This window comes from Inediibacterium massiliense (genome assembly GCF_001282725.1).
Classification (GTDB): Bacteria; Bacillota; Clostridia; order Peptostreptococcales; family Thermotaleaceae; genus Anaerophilus; species Anaerophilus massiliensis.
Genome location: NZ_LN876587.1, coordinates 821,866 through 833,563, shown reverse-complemented (window position 1 = coordinate 833,563; position 11,698 = coordinate 821,866). Strand labels below are relative to the sequence as shown.

General features: G+C 28.9%; 14 protein-coding genes. 3 read left to right on the top strand and 11 right to left on the bottom strand.

The annotated features are described in order from the left end of the window. Positions 1–307 precede the first annotated feature (307 nt). Both BN2409_RS12520 and ylbJ read left to right on the top strand, forming a co-directional pair. On the top strand, positions 308–1,534 hold the full coding sequence (locus BN2409_RS12520) for a nucleotidyltransferase (RefSeq protein WP_053956960.1): 1,227 nt from the start codon (positions 308–310) through the stop codon (positions 1,532–1,534). A gap of 67 nt (positions 1,535–1,601) precedes the next feature. Then, positions 1,602–2,831 (top strand): sporulation integral membrane protein YlbJ, encoded by a 1,230-nt coding sequence (gene ylbJ / locus BN2409_RS12515; protein ID WP_053956959.1) that lies wholly within the window; start codon positions 1,602–1,604, stop codon positions 2,829–2,831. A 58-nt stretch (positions 2,832–2,889) separates the two neighbouring features. Here ylbJ and BN2409_RS12510 read toward each other — a convergent pair whose 3' ends face one another. The 8 genes from BN2409_RS12510 to BN2409_RS12475 all read right to left on the bottom strand — a co-directional run bounded on the left by BN2409_RS12510 (position 2,890) and on the right by BN2409_RS12475 (position 10,029). Continuing rightward, positions 2,890–3,513 carry a DUF1847 domain-containing protein gene (locus BN2409_RS12510; RefSeq protein ID WP_053956958.1) on the bottom strand — a complete coding sequence of 208 codons (624 nt, stop codon included), beginning with the start codon at positions 3,511–3,513 and terminating at the stop codon, positions 2,890–2,892. A 117-nt stretch (positions 3,514–3,630) separates the two neighbouring features. Next, positions 3,631–4,080 carry an ATP synthase subunit B family protein gene (locus BN2409_RS12505; RefSeq protein ID WP_053956957.1) on the bottom strand — a complete coding sequence of 150 codons (450 nt, stop codon included), beginning with the start codon at positions 4,078–4,080 and terminating at the stop codon, positions 3,631–3,633. Between the two features lie 20 nt (positions 4,081–4,100). After that, a complete protein-coding gene (coaD, locus tag BN2409_RS12500) occupies positions 4,101–4,577 on the bottom strand; it encodes a pantetheine-phosphate adenylyltransferase (protein WP_053956956.1) in 477 nt (158 codons plus the stop codon). Positions 4,578–4,581: 4 nt separating this feature from the next. Beyond that, on the bottom strand, positions 4,582–5,127 hold the full coding sequence (gene rsmD / locus BN2409_RS12495; protein WP_242847987.1) for a 16S rRNA (guanine(966)-N(2))-methyltransferase RsmD: 546 nt from the start codon (positions 5,125–5,127) through the stop codon (positions 4,582–4,584). A gap of 284 nt (positions 5,128–5,411) precedes the next feature. Further along, positions 5,412–5,615 carry an alpha/beta-type small acid-soluble spore protein gene (locus tag BN2409_RS12490; RefSeq protein ID WP_053956954.1) on the bottom strand — a complete coding sequence of 68 codons (204 nt, stop codon included), beginning with the start codon at positions 5,613–5,615 and terminating at the stop codon, positions 5,412–5,414. 102 nt (positions 5,616–5,717) lie between these two features. Further along, a complete protein-coding gene (recG, locus tag BN2409_RS12485; RefSeq protein ID WP_053956953.1) occupies positions 5,718–7,772 on the bottom strand; it encodes an ATP-dependent DNA helicase RecG in 2,055 nt (684 codons plus the stop codon). 275 nt (positions 7,773–8,047) lie between these two features. Further along, positions 8,048–9,655, bottom strand: coding sequence for a DAK2 domain-containing protein (locus BN2409_RS12480; protein ID WP_110943116.1), 1,608 nt, complete (start codon positions 9,653–9,655; stop codon positions 8,048–8,050). Positions 9,656–9,672: 17 nt separating this feature from the next. Further along, on the bottom strand, positions 9,673–10,029 hold the full coding sequence (locus BN2409_RS12475; protein ID WP_053956952.1) for an Asp23/Gls24 family envelope stress response protein: 357 nt from the start codon (positions 10,027–10,029) through the stop codon (positions 9,673–9,675). Positions 10,030–10,242: 213 nt separating this feature from the next. On the opposite strand from BN2409_RS12475, the gene rpmB reads away from it, so the two are divergent. Continuing rightward, on the top strand, positions 10,243–10,434 hold the full coding sequence (gene rpmB / locus BN2409_RS12470) for a 50S ribosomal protein L28 (protein WP_053956951.1): 192 nt from the start codon (positions 10,243–10,245) through the stop codon (positions 10,432–10,434). 42 nt (positions 10,435–10,476) lie between these two features. On the opposite strand, the gene BN2409_RS17285 is transcribed toward rpmB, so the two are convergent. The 3 genes from BN2409_RS17285 to BN2409_RS12465 all read right to left on the bottom strand — a co-directional run bounded on the left by BN2409_RS17285 (position 10,477) and on the right by BN2409_RS12465 (position 11,689). Further along, the gene (locus BN2409_RS17285) at positions 10,477–10,650 is read right to left on the bottom strand and encodes a hypothetical protein (RefSeq protein WP_199873019.1); all 174 of its coding nucleotides are present in this window, start codon (positions 10,648–10,650) and stop codon (positions 10,477–10,479) included. 43 nt (positions 10,651–10,693) lie between these two features. Beyond that, positions 10,694–10,846: a hypothetical protein gene (locus BN2409_RS17280; protein WP_199873018.1), complete on the bottom strand. Its 153-nt coding sequence runs from the start codon at positions 10,844–10,846 to the stop codon at positions 10,694–10,696. A 195-nt stretch (positions 10,847–11,041) separates the two neighbouring features. Next, positions 11,042–11,689: a thiamine diphosphokinase gene (locus BN2409_RS12465; protein ID WP_053956950.1), complete on the bottom strand. Its 648-nt coding sequence runs from the start codon at positions 11,687–11,689 to the stop codon at positions 11,042–11,044. Positions 11,690–11,698 lie beyond the last annotated feature (9 nt).

Sequence of the window (11,698 nt, the reverse complement as noted above, 5' to 3'; positions counted from 1 at the left end):
ATAATTTTATATCATAAACTAAGACTAAATATAGATAGAGTCATTGCACCATCTAAAATCTAAGTTATGTTATCTATGGACTATACAATTCTTATACTACATTTATAAAGTTAAATAAATTAGAACCCTTAGTCATAAGATAAATTTGCTACAAATCTAATGCAATACATCGTTCACCATTTTAATTATAATGGACTATAAAACTTTTTCAAGTAGGAAAAACAATATTTATCTTATTTTTTGATATTATTAACAAAATCTTGTAATATTATATATAAGTTTATCATTTTATTAGGGAGGAATTTTATTGAAAGTATTAGGACTCATTACAGAATATAATCCTTTTCATAATGGGCATATATATCATCTTTTATCCTCTAAGAAAAAAACAAATTCTACTCATACCATTGCCATTATGAGCGGAAACTTTTTACAAAGAGGAGAACCTGCACTATTCAATAAATGGATTCGTGCTAAAATGGCTGTAGCAGAAGGAATTGATTTAGTTATCGAACTTCCTGTTTTATACGCATGTAACAGTGCTGAATTTTTTTCATATGGAGCCATATCACTACTTGAAAATATAGGGATTGTAGACTGTCTTTGTTTTGGAAGTGAATCAGGAGAGCTTTCTTCTTTGAAAAAAATAGCACAAATATTAATAGACGAACCTATCTTTTATCAAAATAATTTAAAAAATTTTTTATCACAAGGAATGTCTTTTCCTAAAGCACGTCAAAAGGCTATAGAGAATTATCTAAAAGATTCCAATATTTATAAAGATCTATTGACGCCTAATAATATTTTAGGAATTGAATACTTAAAAAGCTTGATTAAATTAAATAGCACAATGATCCCTTATACCATTTCAAGAATCAAGGCAGATTATCATTCTAAAAATATAGAAGAAAATATATGTAGTGCTACTGCTATTCGAGAATATCTCTTTCATCATAAAGATTGCATTGACCATTTAAAAAAAGTAATGCCAAAGGAAAGCTTTTCTATTTTAAAAGAAAACATACAAAATCAATATGGTCCTATTGAATATAAAAATTTTGAAGATCTAATTTTATACAAGCTTCGTACAATACCCATAGAAGAACTCATAAAGATTACAGATGTAGTAGAGGGACTTGAAAACAAGCTAAAAGTAGCATCTAAAAGAGCTTATGACCTTGAGAGCTTAATTTCTTTATCTAAGTCCAAAAGATACACCCAAACAAGGCTTCAACGAATTTTCGTTCATGCTCTTTTAGGAATTACAAAAAAAGATATTTTTTCCTTTTCAGGACCTCAATATGCAAGAATATTAGCTTTCTCTAACAATGGAACTGAATTATTGAAAAAAATGAAAAAAACTTCTAAAATTCCTATTCTTACAAATATCAACAAACAGCCTTTGGAAAATACTTTCTCTCAAAAAATGCTTAATTTTGATATTTTAGCTACAGACATTTATGCACTTGGTCATAAAAATATTTCTTATAAAAAAGCAGGGCAAGATTATTATCAAACACCCTTTATTCAATAAATGAAAGCATAAAGATCCTCTTTAAAAATATATATAATATAATCAGACTTTTAGGAGGATCCCTATCATGAATTATAAATGGCGAAATTTTAATTTTGTTTTTAACATAAAGAAATTCTTTATTATTTTTATAGTCTCTTTTTTAGTTTTTAGTATTATAAAATTTCCAAAAGAATCTTTTGAAGCTGCAAAGCTTGGAATAGATACTTGGTTTTATATTGTATTTCCTGCACTTCTTCCCTTTTTTGTTGGAGCGGAATTACTTATAAGCCTAGGTCTTGTAAATTTTTTAGGTGTTTTATTAGAGCCGTTAGTGCGTCCTCTTTTTAACGTTCCAGGAGAAGGCTCTTTTATCTTAGCTATGAGTGTTACCTCAGGATATCCTATGGGTGTAAAACTCATTACACAGCTTCGTTCTAATGGTATATGTAACAAAACTGAAGGGCAAAGACTCCTTTCATTTTGTAGTACATCAGGTCCTTTATTTATGATTGGAGCCGTATCTATTGGAATGTTTAAAAATCCACAGCTTGGTACAAGTATTGCACTTTCCCACTATCTAGGAGCTATTGCAACAGGACTTCTTTTTAGATTTTATCCTTTTACAATACAAAGAACATCTTTTAGAAAAAAAGAAAATACATCTATTAAAAAAGCTTTTTTAGATCTATTTAGTACTTCAAACAAAAACGAAACTACTTTTGGTGTTCTTTTAGGTAAAGCTGTAAAAAATTCTGTCGAAACCCTTTTAAGCATAGGAGGCTTTATTATTTTATTTTCTGTAATCATTAAGCTTTTAAATACTTTAGGTATACTAAGTTATATTTCTTATTGTATACAAAGCCTTTTACCTATCCCTAAAAACATTTGCAATGCATTCATCGGTGGAATATTTGAAATGACTGTAGGCTGTAAAGCTTTATCAGAAATCCCTCATCTTTCTTTTTTACAACAAGCTTTATTTTCTACCATTCTTATTTCTTTTAGTGGTTTTTCTATTCATGCTCAAGCTTCTAGTTTAATTAGTAAAACAGATTTAAGCATCAGTATTTATATTTTCTCCAAAATCATTCATGCAATCTTTTCAGGTATTTTTGTAGTTTTAACTATGCCAGTGATTTTTTTAAGCTTGCATCATATACATATACCTACTTTTTCATCTTCCAAAGCAATATTTTTTGATTTACCTTGGATCTCTAGGCTTATTTTTTCTTCTGAGTTATTTTTGTTTATACTTTTGATATATATATTATTTGCTTTATTGACTAAAATTTTATCTTTTATATCTATAAAATAGAGTCTTCATTAGAAAGATAAATGAGAAAAATATACATGATCAAAACATTTTAGAATGATTATTTGTATAATTTATTTTTATAATAGCTATTTGAAATATACAACGCACTCATAGGATTATGAGCAAGCACTCTATCTTTCACTGCAAAAACAGTTATAGGTGCATCAGAATATTTTATAAATAACGAATCATGTCCTACGCATAATCCTAAAATAATATTTAAATCTGTTTTAGAATGATTCAGAAATATTGCCTGTCCTATAGGATTACACATAGCTTCATAAGTACCTGGTCTTACTTTTTTATGATCTTCAATCTTTAAAAACTCTTTAGGTATACTTCCGTTTTTACATACCACAGAATGAACCTCAAACCCATTATGTTTTAATATAGAAGATAATATTTTCGCCTCATTACTTAACCCAATACAAAAAGCTAGTCCTAACTTTTTAAAATTACATTTGTTTGCAAAATCCATAATCTCTTCAAGTCTTGTCTTTTCACAATACCCTTCTGCTTCAACCAATGCTGAATGATATGCTAATTTATAATTTGCATCTTCAAGATACAATTTTTTTATATTTTCTATTTCTTCTTTTTCATTACAAGGACAGTTTAATGGTACTTTTTCTAGTTCTCCTTTTTTGCAATAATGTTCACTACACACGGCACAAGTATGCATATTCTTCCCCTCCAACCTTTTTAGATAATTTTTGCATTGTTTTTATTATTCTATTTTCATATTATCCCTCTTTTTAGTTATCGTCAAATGCCAATAACTGAAATAAAAATGAAGGGATTATCCCTTCATTCCTCTTAGCTCATTTCGATTATCTTTTATCGTATCTAATATCCTTTCAATGCTTTTTTCTACACTTCCTAATAATTCATCTGTATATTGTCTTGCTCCGAGTCTAACCTCTTTTGCATTCATCTGAGCCTCAGAAATCATTTCTTCTGCTCTTTTTTGTGCTTCTTTTGTAATTTCATCTCGATCTACTAGTTCTTCTATATGTATCTTTGCATCTTCTATAATAGCATCTGCTTCTTTTTGTGCTTCTAGAAGAATTCTTTGTCTTTCTTCTTTAATCCATTGTGCTTGCTTTACTTCGTCTGGTAATTGAATTCTAATTTCCTTAATAAGATCTAATATCTCTTCTTTGTCTACCAAACTCTTTCCCGCAAATGGAATTGAAGAACTATTTTCTATAATATCTTCTAGTTCGTCTAGCAAATGTAGAGCATCCATAATTCTCCCCTCCTTTGCTTTTACTCATATTTTTTCATTAAAGCATCTTTTACTTTATCAGGAACTAGTCCATCAATACATCCTTTAAATTTACATGTTTCTTTTATTACACTTGAACTTAAATAAGAATACTCATTGCTAGTCATCATAAAAATAGTTTCTACCTCTGGACTTAATTTTTTATTCATGAGTGCCATTTGAAATTCATATTCAAAATCTGATATAGCTCTTAATCCTTTTACAATTACATCTATCTTTCTCTCTTTCACATAATCTACTAATAATCCAGAAAAACAATCAATTTCTACATTAGGAATTTCTTTAAGAACTTCTGTTAAAAGCTGTATTCTTTCTTCCACTGTAAAAAGAGGATTTTTATTTGGATTATAAAGTACAGCTACAATCACTTTGTCTACCATTTTAGCAGTCCTTTTGATAATATCTAAATGACCATTTGTAACTGGATCAAAGCTTCCTGGACATACTGCTGTTCTCATTTTATCACTCCTTTGAGTAAATGGTTATCAATGTATTTCCGTATTTTTTTTCTTTCAACTTAGTAAGATTTTGAATTTGATCAGGTAAAAGATCTTCTATATCATGCTCTACAACAATTATACCTTCTTCTTTTAATATTTTATGAATAGATATGTCTTCTATACAAGGTATAATAAAATCCTTTAAATAAGGTGGATCCATAAAAATAACATCAAATTTTTTCTCTTTTTGTCCAAACTCTTTTATCATTTTTCCCACATCTGAAAAAAAAACATTACTTATTTCTTTATATCCAGTATGTTCAATATTGTCTTTGATCACCTGAATACTCATTTTATTATTATCTACAAAATAAGCAGCTTCTGCTCCTCTACTTAAAGCTTCTATTCCTAAACTTCCAGTACCTGAAAACAGATCTAAAACAAAGCTGTCTACTAAGTAAGAATGTATCATACTAAATAAAGATTCCTTTACCCTATCTGTAGTAGGTCTTGTATTTTGTCCTTTTGGTGCCTTTAATTTCATTCCTTTTGCAGAACCTGCAATCACTCTCAAATATCATTCTCTCCTTTCAATAAATATATTGTAGCATATATGTAATTGAGAAACAAAATTTTCTTTTTATATTTTAAAAATCCATACATAATATAATCATTTTATAGCCATATTATAACTAGTACAGAAAAATTTCATTCCCCTTAGAGCTCTTCCTTCATTTCTCCTCTCATAATACTGGTGATTTTTTCACCAGTATTTTTTACATTATAGCTAATTTTTTATATAATAATAAAGAAGAGACATTCTATCTCTTCTTTATTATTATATATGAAGTTTTATTTACCAGACATTTGTTGTTCAGCCATTTCAACTAATCTTTTAGTCATGTATCCACCTACATAACCATTTTGTCTAGCTGTTAAATTTCCTTTATCCATACCTTGGTAGTTGTTTAATCCTAATTCATTTGCAATTTCATATTTCATTTGGTTTAAAGCAGCTTTTGCTTCTGGAACTACCTTTTGATTTGTGTTTGGCATTTTAGAAGTCACCTCCTTATTTCGTTGTACTATTAATTTAACCAATATCGTTAATTTTATATCTAGTATATTTTAGATGTAGTGTAACAGAATGGTAATTGTTTATAAGCAAATTTCTGTTATATGATCTCCAAATTTCTCTATAACTTTATTTTTCAAAGCTACATTTTGAGATAATAATAGACTTGGATCTTCTTTCAAAAGAAGAGCAGCTTCCTGTTGGGCTTGTTTTAGTATATTTATATGTTTAAATAAATTTGCAATTTTAAGCTCTGGAAGTCCATGTTGTCTTGTTCCAAAAAATTCTCCTGGACCTCTTAATTCTAAATCTTTTTGCGCGATCATAAATCCATTATTGCTTTTTTGCATAATATCCATTCTTTCTTTAGATAATTTACTTTTACTATAATTGATTAAAGCACAATAAGATTGATACGCTCCTCTTCCTACTCTTCCTCTGAGCTGATGGAGTTGAGCAAGTCCAAACCTTTCGCTATTTTCAATAATCATAACAGATGCATTAGGAACATTGACTCCTACTTCTATGACTGTAGTAGAAACTAAAACTTTTAAATATCCTTTTTTAAATGCTTCCATTATTTCGTCTTTCTCATAAGGTTTCATTTTCCCATGTAAAAGCCCTATAGGAAATTCTTTGAAATATGTATTTTTAAGTTCTTCATAAAGTTGTGTAGCTGATTTTGCTTCTATATTTTCTGATTCTTCCACAAGTGGTGCTACTACATAAATTTGTCTTCCTTCTACTATTTCTTTTTTTGCAAAATCATATACATCATTTCTTTTTTCTTCTTTTACACAATAAGTTTTTATTTTTTTTCTTCCTGGAGGAAGCTTATCTATAATGGATATATCCAAATCTCCATAAAGTATAAGTCCTAAGGTTCTTGGAATAGGTGTAGCCGTCATAACTAACACATGAGGATTGATTCCCTTGCTAGAGAGAATTTTTCTCTGTCTTACCCCAAATCTATGTTGTTCATCTGTAATCACAAGTCCTAAACTTTTAAAAGCTATATACTCCTCAATAAGAGCATGTGTTCCTATGATAATATGAATTTCTCCATTTTCTAATTTTTCCCGTATATCCTCTTTTCTTTTTTTAGAAACACTTCCTACTAGAAGTTCAATATTGAGTCCTAATGGGGCTAAAAGCTCTTGTGCTGATAGGAAATGTTGCTGTGCTAATATTTCTGTTGGTGCCATTAAAACTCCTTGGTATCCATTTAATACACTCAAATATAGCGAAACAAAAGCAATAATTGTTTTTCCAGAGCCTACATCTCCTTGAACAAGCCTATTCATTATTTTTTTACTTGTCAGATCTTGTATAATTTCATCTAATACTTTATTTTGTGCATCTGTCAATTGATATGGCAATGAGTGAATAAAATCATCTACTTTTTTATCTTTATGAAATAAAATACCTTCTTTGTTATCATGAAATTTATTTTTAATGAGCCACAAACCTATCTGTAAAATAAATAGTTCTTCAAAAACAAGACGAAATTTTGCAATTTTAAGCTTTTTAACAGAATCTGGTCTATGAATATTTAAAAGAGCTTCACAAAGACTACAAAGCCTATTTCTTTTTATAGTTTCTTTTGGAAGGTATTCATCTTCCATATGTAAATACTCTAGTACATGATCTATAAATTTTGACATATCTTTATTTGTAAGGCCTTGTGTTAGTGGATATACACTTAAAATCCCACTATTTTTTGTATCTCCTTCAATAAATTCATAACTTGGATGTAATATTTGTATTTCTCCAAATGCTTTTTTTATTTTTCCATATAAATATAATCTAGCATCTTTTTTAAATATCTTTTTTATAAAAGGAGTGTTATAAAATACTGCATATGCTCTTCCTGTATAATCTTTAATAGGTACTTTATAAACTGTAAGTCCTTTTCTAATAGATTTTTCTACTGTTTTTTCACAAACTGTAACCTTTAATGTAACTTTTTCTTCATCATAAAGAGTAGCTATATTTTTTATCTCCCTTCGATCTTCGTATTCTCTAGGAAAAAAATATAGTAAGTCCTCTATAGTACATATCCCTAAATTTTTAAGATATTGTGCTTTTTTAGGTCCCACACCTTTTAAATACTGTATATCTTTTTTTAGATACTCCATACAATCACCTTCCACATAAAAAACAAGAAATGACTTACGTCATTTCTTTATACTATTAACAAATAATCTTTTATCAAAGCTATAAAAATAAGGAACAATTATTGAGAATTTGTGAAAATATAGAATAAGTAAGAAAATCATTAGCATTACACTGTTTGAACATAGCGAGTTTGTAATGCTATTTTCGACCGTTTCTTCATATTTTCCAAATTTAAAAATTAGTGACGTTTTTTATAACTTTGTGTATAAGCTAAAGAAATGACTTGCGTCATTTCTTATTCTATAGAAAATATGTAATAATAAAGAGGTTGTCCTCCAGAATAAACTTCTACATCAATATCTTCATACTCTTCTTGTATTTTTTGTGCAAGCTCATGAGCACAATCTTCATCTTCATCTTTTCCATAAAAAATAGTAACAATCTCATCATCTTCTTGAATCATATATTTTAGAAGCTTATAAGCCTCTTCTTCAATATCTTTTCCTACCCCTATAATTTCCCCATCCATCATTCCTAAAATATCATCTTTATAAATATCTAAATCATTAAATTTTGTGTCTCTGACAGAATAAGTGATTTGTCCTGTTTTTACATTTTGTAAAGCTTGTATCATATTTTTTTCATTTTCTTTTATATCCAAATCTTCATGATACGCTAAAATACTTGCAATTCCTTGTGGAACAGTCTTAGTGGGGATCACTGTAATTTGTTTTTCACTTAATTGTTTTGCTTGATTAGCAGCTAGTATGATATTGCTATTATTTGGGAATATAAATATATGCTTTGCACGGACTTCATCAATTGCTTTTTTAATATCTTCTGTACTAGGGTTCATAGTTTGCCCTCCTGTAATAACCCTATCTACATTTAAATCTTTAAAAATATTTGTAAGTCCTTCTCCCATAGTGACTGTAATCATTCCAACTTCCTTTATTTCTTCTTTTTCATCTACTTGATCAAAAATTTTATTTTCATGTTGTAGTCTCATATTATCAATTTTTAAGTTCATCAATTCTCCTAATTCAAGACCACTTTCTATAATAATACCTGGATGATTTGTATGAATATGTACCTTTACTAAATTTCCATCTCCTACTACTAACATACAATCTCCAAATTTACCTATTTTATTTTTAAACATATCTATATCGACTTGTTTACCTTTAATAATAAATTCTGTACAATACCCAAATTCAATATTTTGCATTCCTCTATTTTCTGTTTGTACAGGATTTGAGATTTTAATTGGCTCTATCTTTACCTCTTTTCCTGTAATTGCTTCATAAAAACCTTTATAAATAAAAATAAGACCTTTTCCGCCTGCGTCTACTACACCTGCTTCTTTTAACACTTTCAACATATTAGGAGTTTGAGATAATGTATATTCTCCATATTCTATTACAGACTTTAAAAATATATCTATATCCTTTGTCTCTTTTGCTATATGAATAGCTTTTTCTCCCATTTCCCTTGCTACAGTAAGAATAGTTCCCTCAATAGGCTTCATAACTGCTTTATATGCTGTTTCTGAAGCACTCTTAATGGCATTTGCCAAGTCTACTACTGTTAATTCTTCTTTATTTTCACACTCCTTGGCAAACCCTCTAAAAAGCTGTGATAAAATTACCCCGGAATTTCCTCTAGCTCCCATTAAAGATCCATTTGCCATACTCTCTGCTATATCTTTTACATTATTATTTTCTAATTCTTTGATCTCTTTTGCTGCCGAACGCATAGTAAGAGACATATTTGTTCCAGTATCTCCATCTGGAACTGGAAATACATTTAATCCATCTACCTCTTCTTTATTTTCTTCTAATATATTTGCTCCTTGAATGAACATCTTTTTGAGCAATACTCCATCTATTATTTGAACCTTCAAGATCGTACCTCCTCAAATTACTTTTGTACTCTAACTCCTTGCACATGAATATTTACGGTTTCTACCTTTAATCCTGTGATAGTTTCAATATTATATTTTACCTTGTCAATGATATTTTGAGCAACCGTAGATATTCGAATTCCAAACTGTACTACAATAAAGAGATCTATAATAATCTGATCCTCTTCGGATCGTACCTTTACTCCCTTCCCTAAATTTTCTCTTTTTAAAAGTTCTACTAACCCATTTCCAGTTGATTTTTTAGCCATGCCTACTAATCCATAACATTCCATTGCGGATATTCCAGCAATACTTGCCAAAACCTCATCATCTATGAAAATATTTCCTAATTCATTTACTAATTTGGCACTCATTTGAATCCTCCTTTTTTGTCCTTTCTAAAACCTTATCATATCCATACTCTATTTTATATGAATTTATTTAATGATTCAACTGAAATGATATTTCTTTCCATTTTTAAAATGTTTTCCATCAATTTCTTCATAATAGTTGCATAAAACCCTATACATGTGGTAAAATGTTAATGTTTGTAATAGGTGGATACTCACTCGAAGGAGGTGTTATATATGTCAAAAGCATGCGACGTATGTGGAAAAGGTAAAATATCTGGTAATGCAGTAAGTCACTCTAATCGTCATATCAGAAGATCTTGGAGTGCAAATATAAAAAAAGTAAAAGCTATCGTAGATGGTTCTCCAAAGAGAATTCATGTATGCACTAGATGTCTTCGTTCTAATAAGGTCGAAAGAGCTATATAGCTTTCAAGAGCCTGCCTATTTAGGTAGGCTTTTCCTTTATCATCAACAACTACAAAACAATTTATACCCTATATAAATCATAATAATTCCTCCTAAAACAATCCAAGCACTTGGAGGAAGTAACATAAATGCAACAATTGCAATTCCAATACCTAAGAGACAACATCCTATTATTTTTTTTTGTGCTCTTCTATGGATATATTTTCTTCTTCTCAAAATCATTCCTCCATTTCAATGATTTTTAAAAATTCCCATGATCCTATCGAATCAAAAATAATAATATTAAAATAATACATAACACTCCTAATGTAGTATACCAAATCCACAAAGGTACACATTCTATCAACACTACCGCTCCACCTAAAGCTATTAAAATTCCCAATATTTTTTTGATTGAATTTCTTCTTTTCAAAAAAACCACCTCAGTATTCATACATATTATTATATATTATTCATAATCATAAATATTTGCTACAAAAAAATAAAAACCCATTTAAAATATGGATTAGCAGACTATTGAATAAATTTATGTTTTAGCATAGTTATAAAAACAAGGAACATCTTTGGTGACGTTTTTTATAACTTTGCTATAAAGACAAAAGCCCATTTAAAATGGGCTTTTGTCTTTTGCTTTTATAATTAAAATGATTCCTTTTTTAATCTCAATCCTTGCCTTTTTTTCCTTAAATTCATTACTAATGCCAATGGATGATCCCATAGAAATAGTAGCCTCAAAAAGTGGATACTTTAGCCCCTTTAATGTAATTCCTTCTACTTTCTCACATAGGGGAATGATAGAAAGATATTCTCCTTTTTCTCCTTCTATCTCTATATTTTTATTTGTTGCTATGATTTCATTTTGTTCATTAATAATCTTTGCCTTTATTCCTTTTTTTAATAAATCTACCAATAAAGTTACGTTGGCTAGAGTATGATCCATTCTACTTCCTATTGCTCCTAAAAATAAAATTTCTGTTGCACCTTTTTGAAGAGCATATTCTACCGCTAGTTCTGTATCTGTATAATCTTTTTCCTTAGGAAATTTATAAAATATCACTTTTTTCTCTTGAAAATATTTTTTAACCTCTTCGTCAATAGAATCCAAATCACCTACAATAAAATGAGGTACTAGATCCATTTTTAATAGATGTTTTGCTCCTCCATCAGCACAAATTAAAAAATCATAATCTTTCATTTTATTCTTTATGCTTTCATAATGAAGGATCTCTCCATTTGTAACAATGACACACCTCATAATAAACCT